The sequence below is a fragment of the Nonlabens marinus S1-08 genome (genome assembly GCF_000831385.1).
Classification (GTDB): Bacteria; Bacteroidota; Bacteroidia; order Flavobacteriales; family Flavobacteriaceae; genus Nonlabens; species Nonlabens marinus.
Genome location: NZ_AP014548.1, coordinates 644,902 through 661,818 on the forward strand (window position 1 = coordinate 644,902; position 16,917 = coordinate 661,818).

General features: G+C 39.9%; 19 protein-coding genes. 11 read left to right on the top strand and 8 right to left on the bottom strand.

Annotation, left to right across the window (positions count from 1 at the left end):
• The first annotated feature begins 76 nt into the window (after window positions 1-76).
• From NMS_RS02960 to NMS_RS02965, 3 genes are all read left to right on the top strand, one after another.
• A complete protein-coding gene (locus NMS_RS02960; protein ID WP_041495323.1) occupies window positions 77-1,411 on the top strand; it encodes an MATE family efflux transporter in 1,335 nt (444 codons plus the stop codon).
• A gap of 84 nt (window positions 1,412-1,495) precedes the next feature.
• Window positions 1,496-1,627, top strand: coding sequence for a hypothetical protein (locus NMS_RS14060; protein ID WP_262491888.1), 132 nt, complete (start codon window positions 1,496-1,498; stop codon window positions 1,625-1,627).
• On the top strand, window positions 1,627-2,079 hold the full coding sequence (locus NMS_RS02965) for a 6-pyruvoyl trahydropterin synthase family protein (RefSeq protein WP_041495324.1): 453 nt from the start codon (window positions 1,627-1,629) through the stop codon (window positions 2,077-2,079). Before NMS_RS14060 ends, NMS_RS02965 begins: the two co-directional genes overlap by 1 nt.
• A gap of 231 nt (window positions 2,080-2,310) precedes the next feature.
• On the opposite strand, the gene hemF is transcribed toward NMS_RS02965, so the two are convergent.
• From hemF to NMS_RS02990, 5 genes are read right to left on the bottom strand one after another with little or no spacing between them, the layout of a single operon-like run.
• A complete protein-coding gene (gene hemF / locus NMS_RS02970; RefSeq protein WP_041495325.1) occupies window positions 2,311-3,222 on the bottom strand; it encodes an oxygen-dependent coproporphyrinogen oxidase in 912 nt (303 codons plus the stop codon).
• Window positions 3,223-3,251: 29 nt separating this feature from the next.
• Window positions 3,252-4,073 (bottom strand): EI24 domain-containing protein, encoded by an 822-nt coding sequence (locus tag NMS_RS02975; RefSeq protein ID WP_316931160.1) that lies wholly within the window; start codon window positions 4,071-4,073, stop codon window positions 3,252-3,254.
• Complete coding sequence (locus NMS_RS02980) at window positions 4,033-5,382, bottom strand: TrkH family potassium uptake protein (protein ID WP_070097864.1); 1,350 nt, start codon at window positions 5,380-5,382, stop codon at window positions 4,033-4,035. The genes NMS_RS02975 and NMS_RS02980 overlap by 41 nt, the downstream gene beginning before the upstream one ends.
• Window position 5,383: 1 nt before the next feature.
• Window positions 5,384-6,403 carry a uroporphyrinogen decarboxylase gene (hemE, locus tag NMS_RS02985; protein WP_041495327.1) on the bottom strand — a complete coding sequence of 340 codons (1,020 nt, stop codon included), beginning with the start codon at window positions 6,401-6,403 and terminating at the stop codon, window positions 5,384-5,386.
• Window positions 6,390-7,052 carry a uroporphyrinogen-III synthase gene (locus tag NMS_RS02990; protein WP_041495328.1) on the bottom strand — a complete coding sequence of 221 codons (663 nt, stop codon included), beginning with the start codon at window positions 7,050-7,052 and terminating at the stop codon, window positions 6,390-6,392. Before NMS_RS02990 ends, hemE begins: the two co-directional genes overlap by 14 nt.
• A 41-nt stretch (window positions 7,053-7,093) precedes the next feature.
• Between NMS_RS02990 and NMS_RS02995 the strand changes: the two genes are divergently transcribed.
• From NMS_RS02995 to nadD, 5 genes are all read left to right on the top strand, one after another.
• Window positions 7,094-7,444: a bestrophin family protein gene (locus NMS_RS02995; protein ID WP_041495329.1), complete on the top strand. Its 351-nt coding sequence runs from the start codon at window positions 7,094-7,096 to the stop codon at window positions 7,442-7,444.
• 66 nt (window positions 7,445-7,510) lie between these two features.
• Complete coding sequence (locus NMS_RS03000; protein ID WP_041495330.1) at window positions 7,511-8,104, top strand: Crp/Fnr family transcriptional regulator; 594 nt, start codon at window positions 7,511-7,513, stop codon at window positions 8,102-8,104.
• 47 nt (window positions 8,105-8,151) lie between these two features.
• Window positions 8,152-9,018 (top strand): YicC/YloC family endoribonuclease, encoded by an 867-nt coding sequence (locus tag NMS_RS03005; RefSeq protein WP_041495331.1) that lies wholly within the window; start codon window positions 8,152-8,154, stop codon window positions 9,016-9,018.
• Window positions 9,019-9,618 carry a guanylate kinase gene (gmk, locus tag NMS_RS03010; RefSeq protein WP_041495332.1) on the top strand — a complete coding sequence of 200 codons (600 nt, stop codon included), beginning with the start codon at window positions 9,019-9,021 and terminating at the stop codon, window positions 9,616-9,618.
• Window positions 9,611-10,192 carry a nicotinate (nicotinamide) nucleotide adenylyltransferase gene (nadD, locus tag NMS_RS03015; RefSeq protein WP_041497414.1) on the top strand — a complete coding sequence of 194 codons (582 nt, stop codon included), beginning with the start codon at window positions 9,611-9,613 and terminating at the stop codon, window positions 10,190-10,192. Before gmk ends, nadD begins: the two co-directional genes overlap by 8 nt.
• A 69-nt stretch (window positions 10,193-10,261) precedes the next feature.
• Here nadD and NMS_RS03020 read toward each other — a convergent pair whose 3' ends face one another.
• On the bottom strand, window positions 10,262-11,170 hold the full coding sequence (locus NMS_RS03020) for a nicotinic acid mononucleotide adenyltransferase (RefSeq protein WP_041495334.1): 909 nt from the start codon (window positions 11,168-11,170) through the stop codon (window positions 10,262-10,264).
• A gap of 219 nt (window positions 11,171-11,389) precedes the next feature.
• On the opposite strand from NMS_RS03020, the gene NMS_RS03025 reads away from it, so the two are divergent.
• A complete protein-coding gene (locus NMS_RS03025) occupies window positions 11,390-12,385 on the top strand; it encodes an NAD(P)H-dependent glycerol-3-phosphate dehydrogenase (protein ID WP_041495335.1) in 996 nt (331 codons plus the stop codon).
• Window positions 12,386-12,404: 19 nt separating this feature from the next.
• The gene (gene amaB, locus NMS_RS03030; protein WP_041495336.1) at window positions 12,405-13,958 is read left to right on the top strand and encodes an L-piperidine-6-carboxylate dehydrogenase; all 1,554 of its coding nucleotides are present in this window, start codon (window positions 12,405-12,407) and stop codon (window positions 13,956-13,958) included.
• A gap of 50 nt (window positions 13,959-14,008) precedes the next feature.
• Here the strand turns inward: amaB and NMS_RS03035 are convergent, their stop codons facing one another.
• On the bottom strand, window positions 14,009-14,752 hold the full coding sequence (locus tag NMS_RS03035; RefSeq protein ID WP_041495337.1) for a metallophosphoesterase: 744 nt from the start codon (window positions 14,750-14,752) through the stop codon (window positions 14,009-14,011).
• The gene (locus NMS_RS03040) at window positions 14,749-15,885 is read right to left on the bottom strand and encodes an ATP-binding protein (protein WP_041495338.1); all 1,137 of its coding nucleotides are present in this window, start codon (window positions 15,883-15,885) and stop codon (window positions 14,749-14,751) included. Before NMS_RS03040 ends, NMS_RS03035 begins: the two co-directional genes overlap by 4 nt.
• A 129-nt stretch (window positions 15,886-16,014) precedes the next feature.
• Here NMS_RS03040 and NMS_RS03045 point away from each other — a divergent pair, with 129 nt between their 5' ends.
• Window positions 16,015-16,776 (top strand): UDP-2,3-diacylglucosamine diphosphatase, encoded by a 762-nt coding sequence (locus NMS_RS03045; protein WP_041495339.1) that lies wholly within the window; start codon window positions 16,015-16,017, stop codon window positions 16,774-16,776.
• The last annotated feature ends 141 nt before the right edge of the window (window positions 16,777-16,917 follow it).

Below are 16,917 nucleotides of genomic sequence, written 5' to 3' on the forward strand. Positions count from 1 at the left end.
AATTGACTGTGGCAAATATACTCTTTCCCATCATTTTCACGATAAAATTCAAATTCTTAAATCCTAAGTTTGCAACGTGAAATCAACTATCAACATTTCTACCAGCGATATTCTAAAGCTCGCTTTTCCAGCCATTATTGCTGGAATTGCTGAGCCTGTGATCAGCATCACAGATATTGCGATTATTGGTAATATGGAGAACAATAGCGTTGATGCGCTTGCCGCCGTGGGACTTGCTGGAGCTTTTTTAAGTACAATTATCTGGACACTAGCACAAACAAAAACTTCTATTTCAAGTATTGTATCAAAAGCTCTAGGTAAGGATACCTTGAATAAAGTAGATGCTTTAATCCCTCAAGTGATCTGGATCAATATCGCATTAGGATTAGGAGTTTATGCTATCACCGTTCCTTTTGCCAGCTTCATTTTTAGCTTGTATGGCGCACAAGGTGAAGTACTGGAAATGACGGCCTCCTATTACCAACTTCGGGCAATAGGGTTTCCTTTGACTTTGAGTGCGTTTGCGATATTTGGAATTTTTCGTGGGCTGCAAAATACCAGCTGGGCGATGATCGCTAGTATATCTGGAGCGCTCGTCAATGTGGTTCTGGACATCCTATTAGTCAACGGGATCGAAGGGTGGTTTTTAGGAATGGGGCTTACTGGTGCTGCTATTGCGAGTTTGTTTGCCCAAGTTACAATGCTGGTCATCGCCCTGTTTTATTTTTTCAATCGCACCCCTTTTACTTTATGGATTCAACAGTGGAAACCACACCTACAATTAAGCCACCATATTAAATTAACCGCAAACTTTTTCTTGCGCACATTAGCCATTAATATTTGCATCTACCTATCCTATAGATACGCCACTGGTTATGGCGTGGAAGAAGCTGCGACACACGCCATCTTAATGAATATCTGGTTGTTCTTCTCCTTCTTTATCGACGGGTTTGCAAATGCCGGCAATGCCATAGGCGGTAAGCTTTTAGGTTCAAGAGATCGAGAATCCTTAAAATATTTAGCATTAAAAACCAACAGTTTTGGTGTTGGAGTTTCTATAACTTTATCATTGATGTGCGCATTGCTTTATTACCAAGTAGGCGACTGGTTCACTGACGACAGTGCAGTACAGCAACTTTTCATACAAACCTTTTTTATCATACTTCTCATGCAACCAGTAAATGCCGTGGCATTTGTGTATGATGGTATTTTCAAAGGCTGGGGCGAGGCACCCTATTTGCGCAACCTGCTGCTGGGAGTTACACTCCTTTTATTCATCCCTACACTTCTCTTATTTGACTTTTTCGGCTTTGAATTAAAGGCAATTTGGATCGCATTTTTTGCTTGGATGATAGGTCGCGCCTTATTACTGCATTTGAAATTCAAGAAAAGATTGGATGCTATGGTATGATGTGGTGGGAATTTCGCTTTCGCGAAAGCGTAAACCTCCACAATCCAAAAACAAACCTAGTATCTTTGTAAGAAATTCATCACTATGTTGACACTGCTCCAAGAGGACAATTGGTTCATAAGCCTTTCCAGATTCATGGGCGGCGTGGGTATTTTTCTTGTGATAGGTATCATACTTGTCATAGTGGTGCTCTATAAAAAATTTAAGAATCGCTAATGGGAACTGTTAGAATTACCAAAGAATTCACTTTTGAGACTGGACACGCGCTGCATGGATACGACGGGAAATGTCGTAACGTTCACGGGCATAGCTATAAGCTAGCCGTGACGGTCATAGGAGAGCCTATTATGGATTCTAACCACGTGAAATTTGGGATGGTGATCGATTTTGGCGATTTGAAGAAAATCGTAAAAGAAGAAATTGTAGACCCATTTGATCACGCTACTGTTTTCAATAAAAACTCCCCTCACGTAGAATTAGCTAAAGAATTAGAGTCTCGTGGTCACGAAGTCATTTTAGCGGACTATCAACCTACTAGCGAGATGATGATTCAGGACTTTGCAAAAAAGATTGCCGATCGACTTCCTAACAATATTAAACTCTTTTCCCTGCGCCTGCGCGAGACAGAAACCAGCTATGCAGAGTGGTTTGCGAGTGATAATGGGTAATTAGTATAAATAATTGCTTGACTGAAGTAAAGAGCGTTCTTGGAGCAATATTTATCAATTTTTCCGACAATCATTTAGATAAATTATAGCCGATGCCGCTCTTCAGCGGCATGACCTTGTCGATGGGCATGGCTTATTAGAATTGTTGAAAAATAATTGGCAATTGACAATCAAGATTTGCTAATCAAATCAACAAATGGTTCCCGATAGAAATCGAACTTGGAACTTAGCTTAAACCCAATCCCGCGGATTCTCTAGCACCTCAACCAACTCTGCCTCTTTAGTTCCAGCCTCAGGATGATGATCGTAGCGCCATTGTACTGCTGGTGGCAAGCTCATAAGGATACTCTCAATACGACCATTAGTTTTTAATCCAAATAAAGTTCCCTTATCATGAACCAGATTGAATTCGACGTAACGACCGCGACGTATTTCCTGCCACTCTATGTTGGCTAGCGTGTGGGATAAATCTTTTCGCTTTTCTACGATTGGAACGTATGCTTCTAAGAAGTGTGAAGCCATATCTTTTTGGAACTTTAGCCAGTCTGCCATAGAAAAGGCATCACTAGCACGGCAATAGTCATAAAATAGACCGCCTATACCACGTGCCTCGTTGCGGTGAGTATTGTGGAAATATTCATCACATTTTTTCTTGAAAGTTTTGTAGTCGGCTACTTCATGTCGATCGCAGACTGTTTTGCATACTTGATGAAAGTGCTTAGCATCTTCCTCGTATAAATAATAAGGTGTCAAATCAAGACCGCCACCAAACCAGCAGTCAACGATCTTTCCTTTCTTATCGTACATCTCAAAATAACGGAAATTGGCATGAACCGTAGGAACCATTGGATTCAACGGATGAATCACAAGGCTGATGCCCGTAGCGTAGAAGTCGGCATCTTTGACTTTGAAATAGTTTTGCATAGCGACGGGAAGCTCGCCATGCACAGCACTGATGCTTACACCACCTTTTTCAAAAACATTTCCTTTTTCAATGATTCTGGAAAAACCTCCACCACCTTCTTTACGATACCATTCATCTTCCTTAAACTTTGCTTTTCCATCTACCTTTTCCAAGGTGGAAGTGATGGTATGCTGCAACTCTCTAATAAAGGTATAAAAGGCGTCTTTCTGGGATTCCATAAGGCAAAAAATCTGCTTACAAAGTTACTTTATACAATAATGTTTGTCGCTGGATCTGTAAGTAATTTTTGCTCGCTTAACAGCTCTAGCGTGGTTTTACTTGCAGCAGTAACTGATACTGGCAAGACGAGGATGATACCAATAACAGGAATCAGTAACATCGCATTGAACACAATCCCATTACCAATGGCATAACCACGATTGCTTTTTACAAAGTCTACACTTTCACGGTATTTAAAATGCCGCTCTAATGTATAATCCATATTACCAAATCCCGCATAGTACGACTGCACCAGAAATCCGATGATCCAGAAAACAATTCCCACAACTGGAATTAAACTCAAGACTAACAATGGAAGCGTCAGCAGTAATTCAAAAAACAAGTTGCGTACGTTGATCCGAATTCCACGATAAAGCTGGGCACTATAACTAGTATCCCGATGGGTAATAGATGATTGTAAGTCTGGATACAGGTGTTTTTCTATCTTTTCAGACACAGGCGACATGAAGGGTGCGCTCATCGCCATGACAAAATGTTTGTAAATCAATAAACCTAAGATCACGATGAGGATTGCGCTAAGAATTTCCGCGAAAGCGAAAAAAGCTTCAGAACCAGTTTCCCAAACCCACAAGCTAGTGAGCACGCTAGCAACATTGTCAGACAAGCCATAAGCCGTAAACCCAATCAATACAGCAAACAAAAAACTAATGCCCATCGGAACCATGAAATACTTCCATAACCCTAATTGCGTCATGAGTTTGAAACTGCCCGTATAATCTTTTAAAGCTCTGAGAATATTTTTAATCATCTTATACTGCAACATCTTTTTCTTGCTCCTGCTCTTCTTCATTTTCGTTCTTAACGTATGCCCTACTCATGGCCAGCCCAAATGTCAAAACACCTAATCTACCTATAAACATTAAACATGTGATCACTGCTTTACCGAAAAAGCTCAAATCTCCTGTAATGCCTTTAGTAAGCCCCACAGTCCCTAAAGCAGACAATACTTCAAAGGAAATTTTTTCAAGGGATTCTGTTTCAGAAAAGGTTAAAAATAGAATACCGAAGAAACTTAAAATGAAATAAAATATAAAAGTAGAAACCGCAGCGTCAACTCTTTCATCAGGAATACGCGTATTAAAAAACAAAAAATCACTGGAATTTTTGAGCTTACTGCGCAGATAGGCAATGGTCGCTACTATAGTTGTAATCTTCAACCCTCCTGAGGTACCTGACGGTGAAGCTCCTATGTACATAAGAAGAATAGTAACTATGGCGACAGGAACCACCAGCGCGCCATTATCGATAGTATTAAATCCTACTGTTGTCATCGCGGTCATTGTCTGAAAAAAGGAAGCGTAAAAACGTGTCGCTCCATCTAGTGCAACGATGCTAGGTTCTGTAAAATACATAGCAATAGTTCCAGCGGTCAGTAAAATAAAGAATCCAGAGAAGATCAATTTTGAGGTGTAGCTTACCTCATGTTTCTTGCGTGCGAGCTTGAGCCAAAAATCTGAAAAAACAATGAAACCAAGTGATCCTGCAATTGATAAAAACGAGATAGTAAAGTTGATCCACCCATCACTCACATAATCAACAAACCCAGAATTTAAAAGACTAAACCCAGCAGTACAAAAGGCGCTGACACTATGAAAAAGACTCATCCATAGCTGCTCCCAAAAATCGTAACCTTGTCCCTCAAACCCAATGTAGAAAAAAACAGTACCTACGATCTCAAATAAGACCGTAAAAATGATTACGGACTTTAAAAAGGGTCTGAGTTCAATTGACTTTGGTATAGCAAAGGCTGCGTTTAATATGCGCTCTCGCCATTTGGAAGTGTGATGACTTGTGTTTAATAGGATGTAAGTGGTAAAAGTCATGTAACCTATACCTCCTATTTGAAAAAGCAACATCACTACAAACTGACCAAAGAATGTAAAATTATCAGACAAGCTGATTGTCATCAATCCAGTAGTTGATATGGCTGATGTGGAGACAAAAATCGTATCAATAATTGACAGATCTCCCTTTCTAGAAAAGGGCAAACATAGTAATAGAAAACCTACGAGATTATAGATGAAAAAACCGTAAACAAGATTGCGCTGTGGTGAGAGCGTCGATAAAAGTTTATAGTATTTCCTGAGCAGGCTTTTCAACTTAATATTCCTTCACTGCATCTACAAAAGCTTGAGCATTCTCTACAGGAATATTGGGTAAAATTCCATGACCCAGATTAGCTACAAATTTATCCTTGCCGAATTCATCAATCATTTGCTTGACCATTTTCTTAATAGTTGCTGGCGGTGAGAATAAGCGTGATGGATCAAAATTTCCCTGAAGGGTTATATTCCCACCAGTTAAATAACGCGCATTGCGAGCGCTGCAAGTCCAATCCACACCCAGAGCAGCTGCGCCACTTTTAGCCATGTCATTCAATGCAAACCAGCATCCTTTTCCAAAGACGATGACCTCAGTAACTGGACGCAACGAATCAATAATCTGTTGGATGTATTTCCATGAAAATTCCTGATAATCTGTGGGAGACAACATACCGCCCCAGGAATCAAAAACTTGTACAGCGTTAACACCATGCTTTACCTTTTCATGCAAGTAAGCGATGGTGGTATCTGTGATGCGTTGCAATAATTCGTGCGCAGCTTCTGGTTGAGTGAAACAAAACTCTTTGGCTTTATCAAAATTCTTACTTCCTTGACCTTGGACACAATAACATAGTATTGTCCATGGTGAGCCGGCAAAGCCTATAAGAGGCACACGATTAGCGAGCGCATCTTTAGTCATATCGATAGCTTCCATGACGTAACTTAAGGAGTCTGCTACATCTGGAACCACCACTCGCTCAAGATCTGCTGCAGTTCTAATGGGATTAGGTAACCATGGTCCTACACCAGGTTTCATCTCTACCTCAATATTCATAGCTTGGGGTATTACGAGAATATCAGAAAATAAAATAGCAGCATCAGGACCTATTTGATCAATAGGCATCACCGTGATTTCAGTAGCAAGTTCTGGTGTTTGGCATCTAGTAAAGAAGTCATATTTTGCCTTGAGCTTCATAAAATCTGGCAAATATCTTCCTGCCTGACGCATCATCCATACGGGAGGTCGTTCGACGGTTTCTCCTCGTAAAGCTCTTAGGAACAAATCATTTTTTATCATCTCGCAATATTTTTATGGCTGTGACCAGCACGTTCTCAACGGTTTGTTTTGTAGCAACATGCACGTTCTCAAAAAGCTTTCTCGCTGCCGCTGCGGTGGTCTCACCTATGCAAATGGAGCATTGAGGTTGATGTTTGTTCGCTTTCGCGAAAGCGATAACACCACGAGGACTGTAAAACAAAACAGCTGCAAAAATACGATCAAAGCTCTTTTGGACGATGGCAGAATGGTAAACAATAATTTCTTTTAACGCGACCTTATGGCTCTTGAACAAATCAGGCAATTCATCACGCCTGTGGTTGCTGCATAGGTAGGTAAAATTGGCGTTTGGTAATTTTTCAATAAGCAGGAGCGCCAGTTCACGAGCGTTTTCTGCAACTATTTTTGGGGAGATTCCCATTGTCTGTAATTCAGCCGCAGCAGTTGTTCCCACACAGTATACATTCATAATATGAGTTTTATGGGACTCAACGGCCAGTATTGCGTTCTTGCTGGTAATGATCAAATGCTCCAACAGTTTTTGATCCAAATGAGTATCGATCGCTGTAGTTTTAAGTATATCGTAATGTACAAACCCAAAGCCACTATGCAGCATTAGCTGCTGTTGCGGTAAAGTTAATTGTTTGGTAGAGAGTATAGTAGACGACATTTGCTAAAGTTGGAGTAAATTTACAAACCAATCAACAGATTATGTACATAACAAGACAATATGGATACATTACTAAGTTATTTACATGGAAATTTGTATTGCTACTTCCTTTGGGGATGCTCAATGTTTTTCAAGAACATATTGATTCTACCGGGACTGAATTAATGAAAAACTGGTATCTCTTTCTGCAAATTCCTTTCTCTGTTTTGGTCATGTGGATCTTCACAACCATGGAAATTGTAGGCGATAACAGTGAGGATCCATTTGAAGGCCGTATCAACGACGTTCCCATGACCGCTTTATGCCGTACAATTATGATAGACTTGAGAGATATACTTGATGAGAAAAATTTACCTCAACCGGTACTCCCTAAGGATAATATTTTATATTAAACAACTCATGTAGTTGTATATACGATTAAAATAAGCGATATTTGATTTGAAAAGGGTAAAGAAAATATGGAGCTACCAGAATTTCTTCATGATCTAACTGGCGGTGGTGATAAACCATCATTAAAGTATGCTACTGAGATATTTAGCATGCTCGAGGTTGTGAAGGTCAAAAAAAAGGAAGTAATTCTTCACTTAGGGGAAGTATGTGACAATATCTACTATATCAAGTCTGGAATTATTAAAGGTTCCATAATTGACGAGTATGGCGATATGCATGCCATTCGTTTTACAGCTGAGAATGACGTGATTACTTCTATGTACAGCTTTATTGATCAAACTCCTTCTAACATAGAATTACAATGTGTTGAGGCGGGAGAGGTGATGTGTTTTAAATATCAAGATTTTGAATACATCAATAAATTGTATCCTGGATTAACTCCTGCATTCAACAAGTTGATGTTGAAACGCTATCACAAATTACTAGATGAGAAATCTAGGATGATCACTTACGATGCTACGACTCGTTATTTGAAGTTCATGGAGCGTTATAGTTACATGGAAGAACGTTTGCCCCTCAAGGACATTGCTTCTTACCTAGGGATACGTCAGCAATCTTTAAGCCGTCTGCGCAGTAAAATCGACCAAGAAGCTTACGATTAGAGCTAGGATCTTTGATTCCTTTATCTTTGCATGCTTAAATCCATAGCATGATTACATCAATGACAGGTTACGGTAAATCTGTAAACCAGTTACAAGACCGTAAGATTACAGTAGAGATACGCACCTTAAATAGTAAAAGCCTAGATCTTAACTTAAGAATTCCATCTGCCTATAGGGAGAAGGAATTGGAATTGCGCCAATTGACGGCAGCTCAACTTTCTAGAGGTAAAGTCGATGTTTCACTCTATGTAGAACACACAGGTACAACAACAGGTCAACAATTAGACATCGCTAAAGTCGAGAATTACATTTCTCAAATAAGTGCTATTGATGGTGTGGCTGGGAATAATAAACTTAAACTAGTAGAAATCGCCACTACATTTCCAGATGTTTTTAAAAGCGTACAGGAAGAAGTAGATGAAAAGGATTTTTCAATCATCATGCAGCTGGTAGCAGATTGTCTTGAAGAAGTAAATGACTTCCGAAATAAAGAAGGGGCTATCTTAAAAGCAGAATTTGACAAACGTATTGCCAATATTTCATCCCTGTTAGATCAGGTTCTGATAGAAGATAAGCAGCGATTAGACGATGTGCGTACAAGACTTGAAAAGGCTGTATCAGAATTGAAAGAGAAATTAGACGAGAATAGGTTTGAACAAGAATTGATCTATTACCTAGAGAAATACGACATTACTGAAGAAAAAGTCCGCCTTCAAAATCACCTTAATTATTTTACAGAAACCATGGAAACTTCAGGTTCCCAGGGTAAAAAACTTGGGTTTATTTCTCAAGAAATTGGACGAGAGATCAACACCATTGGAAGCAAGGCAAACCATGCCGCCATGCAGCAATTGGTCGTTCAAATGAAAGACGAGCTAGAGAAAATAAAAGAACAAATGCTTAACGTACTTTAAATGGAAGTAGTGCCTAAATTGATTGTATTCAGCGCGCCATCAGGTGCAGGAAAGACCACGCTGGTGCGTCATTTATTAAAGAAAAAAGAACTTAATCTAGCCTTTTCAATCAGTGCAGCATCTAGAGAACCTAGAGATGGCGAGCAAGATGGAAAGGATTACTATTTTCTAGGCATTAAAGAATTTAAAAATCGCATAAGACACGAGGACTTCCTAGAGTTTGAGGAAGTCTATCGAGATCAATTTTATGGTACGCTCAAGGCAGAAGTTGAGCGTCTCTGGGCTCAAGGAAAAAACGTGATTTTTGATATTGACGTGGTAGGTGGATTGCGCCTTAAGAAGAAATTCCCTGAAAGAACGCTGGCAATTTTTGTCAAGCCACCATCCATCAACGAACTCCAAATACGTTTGAAAAAACGGAAAACGGAGACTCCAGAAAAGATAGCCATGCGAGTTGCCAAAGCAAGTACTGAAATGGCAACAGCCCCACAGTTTGATGTAATTATCAAGAATGACAACCTAACAGAAGCTAAAGCAAGGGCTGAGCAGTTAGTAGCGGAATTTATTAAAAAGCCCCTAACTCAAGATGAAGATGAATAAAATAGGACTCTATTTTGGCACTTTTAACCCTATTCATATTGGGCACCTAGCTATTGCTAATTATCTGGTTGAAAATAGCGACTTAAAGGAAATCTGGATGGTGGTCACGCCGCATAACCCTCTCAAAAAAAAGAATACATTGCTCGATGATTACCAGCGTTTGCATATGGTACACTTAGCTACGGAAGACTATTTGAAAATTAAGCCCAGCAACATTGAGTTCAATTTACCGCAACCTAATTACACTGTAAATACTCTAGTCCACCTTAAGGAGAAGTATCCAGACAATGATTTTTACCTGATCATGGGTGAAGACAATTTGAAGAGCTTGCCTAAATGGAAAAACTATGAGGTGCTACTAGAGGAATACAACATTATAGTGTATCCCAGAATCTCTAAAGGTAAAATACCTGAACACCTCAAAGATCACCCAGCCATTTTAAAAATAGACGCTCCTATAATGGAAATATCTTCCACCATGATCAGGAATAGCATCGCTGCTGGTCAAGACCTGAGGTATTTTCTACACAATAGAGTCAATCAATACATTGATGAAATGGGTTTCTATCAATAAAAAACCGCCCGCAGTCTTTTAATCGACCAACAGGCGGCTTCCAACCAACCAACTCTTAAATCTCTATAGTTACAGAGATGTATTTTTATTCTTTCTCGCTCGTTCTACATCCAGCAATCTGGACTTTGAAACTTCAGTAGTTTTGTATTGAATCGAACTTCTTCCTTTGAATTCATAGGTGGTTCCAGATGCATTATGGAACAGTTCTATCGTCTGATCATCAATAACGTAAAGGTCGAAATAATCATTGCCTAAAAAATCATAATCGAGCGTTAAATGCTTGTTAAGTGAACCAGGGGAAACGTCATCCACCCAATATTCTCCCGTATAATCCCAGTATAGGCTATTCACACCAGTTCCATTTCCATCGTTTGAACTTTGAAATATATCTGCATTAGAACCAGGTCGAAACTTCAAGTAGTTTTCTGCATCAAATTCATTGATGGCTCCTTCTTGACTGGTATACACTTTTTCCCAAGCACGGTACTCTTGTAAAAAGTACTGTATGTTATTATAAAACAGTTTGTCGTAATCAAAATTGCTGGTACTGTATCCATCGACAAAATATCGGGTGCCAGTAAACGTATCACGCAATTCCAAACGGTCAGATGCTCTCACGAAAACTTGAAATTCATGAACACCATCAACATCATGATCTATAGTCAAAATATCAGCATAGGTATCATACACGCCCACATCAACTCCTAGACCTGAACCAGCACGTCCTAATCCTACCAGATTATTATTCGCAAATAAAGTTCCGTAATCAAAACTGAGCGTGAATGCCCTAGTCATAAAGGGGATATCAAGATTGCCTTGAGAACTGTTTAAATCCAGGTACCATAGATCGCTTGAAGCAAGAACCTGATTAAGTGTAGGTTCATCCGCTATTGGGTCGCCTATTATGATGTCTGCCTCACAGCTATTCAATGTGAATGCCAGTGCAAGACCGCCTAAAAGAGTAGTTATTGCTTTCATAATTGATCATTTAATGTTCACTACAACGTTTTCGAAAATCATGCCATTTATTCAAACCGCTATTATACAGAAGGTTACATTTATGTTTAGTTCGCTTTCGCGAAAGCGAACTCCACCAAACTCTAAAAACAAGTATCAAAATTGAAGCAAATAGAGACAGGACCATAGCTCTCCGGGCTTTCGTGCGAAAAATGTTACCTTTACCCTTTATCACTTTTTATGGAAAAAGAACTCAAAATTGCAGTGTTGGGTGGCGGTAGCTGGGCTACAGCCATAGTGAAGATGTTGTGTGAAAATATGGAGGAAGTGGGCTGGTACATGCGCAGTGTGTACGCCATAGAGCATATCAAACGCAATGACCATAACCCAAGCTATTTGAGCAGTGTAGAGTTCGACCCTTCAAAATTGAAGCTTTCTAGCAATATCAATGAAATCGTAGAATATGCAGATGTTTGCATATTTGCTATCCCCAGTGCCTTTTTACATTCAGAGTTGGAACCATTGACTATTTCTTTTGAAGGGAAGATGGTAGTTTCAGCTATTAAGGGTATTGTTCCTGAAACTGGACTTATTGTAGGGGAACATTTTAGCCAAAATTATAATATTGACCTTGATGATATTGGAGTCATCACTGGGCCTTGTCATGCAGAGGAAGTGGCTTTAGAGCGCCTATCCTATTTGACCGTTGCTTGTGCAAATCAAGAAATGGCAGATCGACTGGCCAGTTATTTTGAAAGCGATTATATCAACTGTAAAACTAGTGATGATATTATAGGGACTGAATATGCCGCTGTTCTTAAAAACATTTATGCCATCGCTGCAGGAATTGCCCATGGATTGGGATATGGTGATAATTTCCAAAGTGTATTAATGTCAAATGCCATACGGGAGATGAAACGCTACATCAAGAAAGTCCATAAAATGAAGCGTAATATTAATGATAGCGCCTACTTAGGAGACTTACTAGTTACTGGATATTCTGTGTTTTCTAGAAACCGCCTATTCGGTAATATGTTAGGAAAAGGGTATACAGTGCGCAGCGCACAACTGGAAATGAGTATGGTAGCAGAGGGTTATTATGCTACTAAAAGTGCCTATAAAATCAATCAAGAGCATGGTGCTAAAACACCTATTCTTAATGCGGTGTACGACATCTTATACGAGAACAAAAACCCAAAAAAGACTTTTAAAAAGCTAGCTGAAAAGCTGGATTAAACTTTCAAAAATAGATTACATGTCAGAAATAGCGAAAGCTTTTGCAATCAACGACGCCCTGAAACAATTAGGCGTAGAAAAGATAAATAAAGGGACCTCAACTGGTAATGAGAACTTTGGTAACGGTGCCGAGATCATCTCCTCATCCCCTGTGGATGGAGCAGAAATCGCACGAGTAACCACCACCACTGCGGATGATTATGATAAAGTAGTTGCCGCAGCTCAAACCGCTTTTAAAGACTGGAGATTAAAACCAGCGCCCCTGCGTGGTGAAGTGGTACGCCAGTTTGGTGATGAGTTAAGACGATTGAAGGAGCCTCTAGGAAAACTCGTTTCTTATGAAATGGGGAAATCCTATCAAGAAGGATTAGGTGAAGTTCAAGAGATGATTGACATCTGTGACTTTGCTGTAGGTCTTTCTAGACAGTTGCACGGTTTGACCATGCACAGTGAGCGCCCAGGACATAGAATGTATGAACAATACCATCCACTAGGGATTGTGGGGATTATCAGTGCTTTCAACTTTCCAGTAGCCGTATGGGCTTGGAACACAGCGCTCGCATGGGTTTGCGGCGATGTCTGTATCTGGAAGCCAAGTGAAAAAACTCCTCTAACAGGAATTGCTTGCCAAAATATCATTGCCAAAGTTCTTAAAGACAACAACCTTCCAGAAGGTATTTCTTGTCTAGTGAATGGCGATTATAAGGTAGGAGAAATGATGACCACTGATAAGCGCGTACCATTAATCAGCGCGACTGGATCTACCCGCATGGGTAAAATTGTAGCGAGTAAAGTGGGTGAGCGATTAGGAAAGTCCTTGTTAGAATTAGGCGGTAACAATGCCATCATTGTCACTCCAGATGCAGATATTAAAATGACCGTGATAGGTGCGGTATTTGGCGCTGTAGGAACTGCGGGACAACGCTGTACATCAACAAGACGATTGATCGTTCATGATTCGATGTATGATAAAGTTAAAACAGCGGTAGTGGATGCTTACAAGCAATTAAAAATTGGAAATCCATTAGATGAAAATAATCATGTAGGTCCTCTAATTGATAAAGATGCCGTTAAAGGATATCAAAACGCTTTAACTAAAGTAGTGGAAGAAGGCGGTAAAGTAATTGTAGAAGGTGGTGTTCTAGAAGGTAAAGGCTTTGAAAGCGGTTGCTACGTAAAACCTGCTATAGCTGAAGCGGAGAACTCTTTTGAAATCGTACAGCACGAGACTTTTGCTCCTGTTTTGTATCTATTGAAATACAGCGGTAATGTAGAAAATGCTCTAGATCTTCAAAATGGTGTGAACCAAGGGTTATCCAGTGCGATAATGACCAACAACCTAAGAGAAGCCGAGCACTTTTTGAGCGTTGCAGGATCTGATTGTGGTATCGCAAACGTCAATATAGGAACTAGTGGAGCGGAGATAGGCGGTGCCTTTGGAGGTGAAAAAGACACAGGCGGTGGTCGTGAATCTGGTAGTGATGCCTGGAAGATATATATGAGACGACAAACGAACACAATAAACTACACAACCGAACTACCCTTAGCCCAGGGAATTAAGTTTGATTTATAGTAAACTATTTTTTAGTGAATCTAAAAGACCGCCTCAATCAGGCGGTCTTTTTAATTCCTACCTTTTTCCTCAGGATACAAATCTGGTAAAGGGTCGCTTTGCCATATTTCCTTAGTTTCCACGCACAATGCCGTGAGTGGTCCTGTAAATGCTGCGCCAGTATCTACATTCCAGATGTTGGCCGCGTGAATAGGTTGTGTACTGTCCAATCTTGTAGTAGGCGTATGGCCTATAAATATCTCATTGTACAACTTGAGTCGGTTGGGGTATCTGGAGTCGTCCTTGGATAAGTTTGGATCGATACACAATGCCATTTCCCACAAGGATCGATCCCAGTAGGGTAAATTCTTGTAATACTCATAATGCGGCCCATTTAGATTATGAAATCCTGCATGGAAATACCCGTTGCCATCCAATTCATAGAAATCCACAAGTTCATCTGTTAGAAATGAAATGTGTCTCGCTATTTCTGATTCGGATTTTCCACTGTAGCTTTTAACCGTACTCGTGCCACCATGGTGCAACCACTGTTTGTTTTTCTGCCCTTTGACTAGAAAATCAAGTACTAATTCATCGTGATTTCCTCTTAAAAAAATGGGAGCTGTGTGTTTGTGGAGAGCTCGCTTTCGCGAAAGCGATATCAACTCCTCAATCACCTCAAAACTTTGCGACCAGCCATCTACATAGTCACCCAAAAATATGAGTTGATCTCGTGGTTCTACCTCTAATCGCTCTAATAACTGGATTAAAGCGCGGTAGCCGCCGTGTATGTCTCCTATAACTAGTGTTCTCAAGAATTATATTTTACTTTTCTCAAGATACGCAAGGACTCTTTATATGCCTTATAAGTGTCCGGATAATTTTTCAACTGTTGGCGTTGTAATTTCATTTTTTCAATAGGTTCTCCCACATTATTAAACTGGCAAATAAGCATAGTTTCTGGGAGGTTGCGCAGATCTTGAAGCTCTCTGCCTGTTAAAATAGCACCTGTGGATAATTTTGCCAGCAAGGATAAATTAGCATTATAGATATGGTGCAACGTACGCCTATCGTAATAGGGCGGGTTGAAAAGTATCTTAGTTTCCAGTTTGTAAGTACCATTTGGGAAAAAGCGTAACGTTTGCCGTTCCAGCGGGTGATAGGCCTGACGGTCGCCTAGACCCAACTCTACAAATTCAAGGATGCTAAAACTGTCCTCATCATAAGAAATTTGAACCTCATCTAACGCACTGTAGAACAACCGCACTTGCTCATTCACCATCTCGATATCGACGCGGTAGTAGTATTCATTGCCTTTTTTACGTTTCATTTTGCCAGACCAGCAAATCACAAATTGCTCTTTAAACACTTTATAAAAAACTTCTAGCCCGTGCTCCTTACGATTCATAAAATCCTGCACACGATCCAGCGTCAACTCAATATTATTACTGGCATTTTTCTCGATCTCTTGAACAATAGTAGAATTCACATCATCCATTCGGATCCCAAAATCTTTAGGCATGGAAATGCTGCCGTCTCTAAAAAACACAGCACCACCGTAATATTTCCAAATGTTTTTACGCAATGAAGTGATGCCGTTCTGGGATCGTATGGTGACTAGACCTACCACTTTATCCACTGGCAAGTGTGGAAAAGGAATGTTCTCGTACTGCACTAAAGGTGGGTTTTCTAGATAGGCATTGATAAGATTTTGAAGTTTAGAATCGTCAAAAAAATCGACGCCTACAATCTCATTTTTGCGATCGTCCACTCCTACTACTATGAAGCTATTATTAGCAGGGTTAGAATTAGAAAGCGCACAAATGTGTTTTAAAAATTTAGCCTTACCTTCTTTATGGCTTAAGTCCACCCGCAGTTTCTTGTCGTAGAAACTGTTTTCGTCGTTGTGCGACAGTAGACTCTTGACCAGTAGGCGCTTGTTGATCATGACCTAAATATAGTTCAAGGAATTTGTATTTATACCGCTTTCGCGAAAGCGAAATTCTCCCATTTCACTGCTGCAATTGATCATTACTGTATTCTAGCGCAATGCGGTGATATTGCTATCTTTGAACCCATGGAGATTCCAGAAGGTAAAAAGATTTATTTTTCAAGTGACAACCACCTGGGTGCGCCTACTCAAGAATTGAGCAAGCCCAGAGAGCGCAAATTCCTGCAATGGTTAGACATGGTGAGAGATGATGCGGCTGCCATTTTTCTACTGGGAGACTTATTTGATTTCTGGTTTGAATACAAAACGGTAGTACCAAAGGGTCAAGTAAGAGTCCTAGGCAAACTTGCAGAGCTGCGGGATAGCGGCATACCTATTTATTTCTTTGTAGGGAATCACGATTTGTGGATGTTCGGCTATTTTGAGGAAGAGCTAGGCATTCCTGTCTATCACGAGCCCAAAGTGTTTGATTTCAACGGCAAAAAATTTCTAATAGGACACGGTGATGGAAAAGGTCCTGGCGATAAAGGCTACAAGAGGATGAAAAAGGTTTTTACCAGTCCTTTTTTCCAGTGGTGTTTTAGATGGATACATCCAGATTTAGGTGTGAAGCTTGCAAGACATTTGTCCGTTAAAAATAAACTGATATCAGGAGACGAGGATGCCATTTTTCTAGGGGAAGAGAAAGAGTGGCTAGCGCAATATGCTAAGCGCAAACTAGAGAAAAATTCCATTGATTATTTCATTTTTGGGCACCGTCATTTACCTATGGAAATTAAACTTACAGATACTTCTACTTACTTCAATCTGGGCGATTGGATATCACATTATTCTTATGGCGTGTATGATGAAAATGGATTTTTGATCAAATCCTTTGAAAAGTCTTAGCTTTAAAAAATTAGTGCGATGTTAAGATTTGGCTTACAGATAAACAGATATTAGTGTTTTATGTCGAATATAACATTCCCAGAATAGCTGTTTTACCAGTTGAGTTAAAACTTCTCACTACTTTATAAAAGTAAAATAAAA

What these genes read in the sequence shown, in the direction of transcription:
- nadD (WP_041497414.1), top strand. Translation starts at nt 9,611, where the DNA reads ATGAATAAAATAGGACTCTATTTTGGCACTTTTAACCCTATTCATATT.
- NMS_RS02975 (WP_316931160.1), bottom strand. Translation starts at nt 4,073, where the DNA reads ATGAAGAAGAGCAGGAGCAAGAAAAAGATGTTGCAGTATAAGATGATT.
- NMS_RS02995 (WP_041495329.1), top strand. Translation starts at nt 7,094, where the DNA reads ATGTACATAACAAGACAATATGGATACATTACTAAGTTATTTACATGG.
- NMS_RS03000 (WP_041495330.1), top strand. Translation starts at nt 7,511, where the DNA reads ATGGAGCTACCAGAATTTCTTCATGATCTAACTGGCGGTGGTGATAAA.
- NMS_RS03025 (WP_041495335.1), top strand. Translation starts at nt 11,390, where the DNA reads ATGGAAAAAGAACTCAAAATTGCAGTGTTGGGTGGCGGTAGCTGGGCT.
- NMS_RS02965 (WP_041495324.1), top strand. Translation starts at nt 1,627, where the DNA reads ATGGGAACTGTTAGAATTACCAAAGAATTCACTTTTGAGACTGGACAC.
- NMS_RS03040 (WP_041495338.1), bottom strand. Translation starts at nt 15,885, where the DNA reads ATGATCAACAAGCGCCTACTGGTCAAGAGTCTACTGTCGCACAACGAC.
- NMS_RS02990 (WP_041495328.1), bottom strand. Translation starts at nt 7,052, where the DNA reads ATGTCGTCTACTATACTCTCTACCAAACAATTAACTTTACCGCAACAG.
- NMS_RS03005 (WP_041495331.1), top strand. Translation starts at nt 8,152, where the DNA reads ATGATTACATCAATGACAGGTTACGGTAAATCTGTAAACCAGTTACAA.
- NMS_RS14060 (WP_262491888.1), top strand. Translation starts at nt 1,496, where the DNA reads ATGTTGACACTGCTCCAAGAGGACAATTGGTTCATAAGCCTTTCCAGA.
- hemF (WP_041495325.1), bottom strand. Translation starts at nt 3,222, where the DNA reads ATGGAATCCCAGAAAGACGCCTTTTATACCTTTATTAGAGAGTTGCAG.
- NMS_RS03020 (WP_041495334.1), bottom strand. Translation starts at nt 11,170, where the DNA reads ATGAAAGCAATAACTACTCTTTTAGGCGGTCTTGCACTGGCATTCACA.
- NMS_RS03045 (WP_041495339.1), top strand. Translation starts at nt 16,015, where the DNA reads ATGGAGATTCCAGAAGGTAAAAAGATTTATTTTTCAAGTGACAACCAC.
- amaB (WP_041495336.1), top strand. Translation starts at nt 12,405, where the DNA reads ATGTCAGAAATAGCGAAAGCTTTTGCAATCAACGACGCCCTGAAACAA.
- gmk (WP_041495332.1), top strand. Translation starts at nt 9,019, where the DNA reads ATGGAAGTAGTGCCTAAATTGATTGTATTCAGCGCGCCATCAGGTGCA.
- hemE (WP_041495327.1), bottom strand. Translation starts at nt 6,403, where the DNA reads ATGATAAAAAATGATTTGTTCCTAAGAGCTTTACGAGGAGAAACCGTC.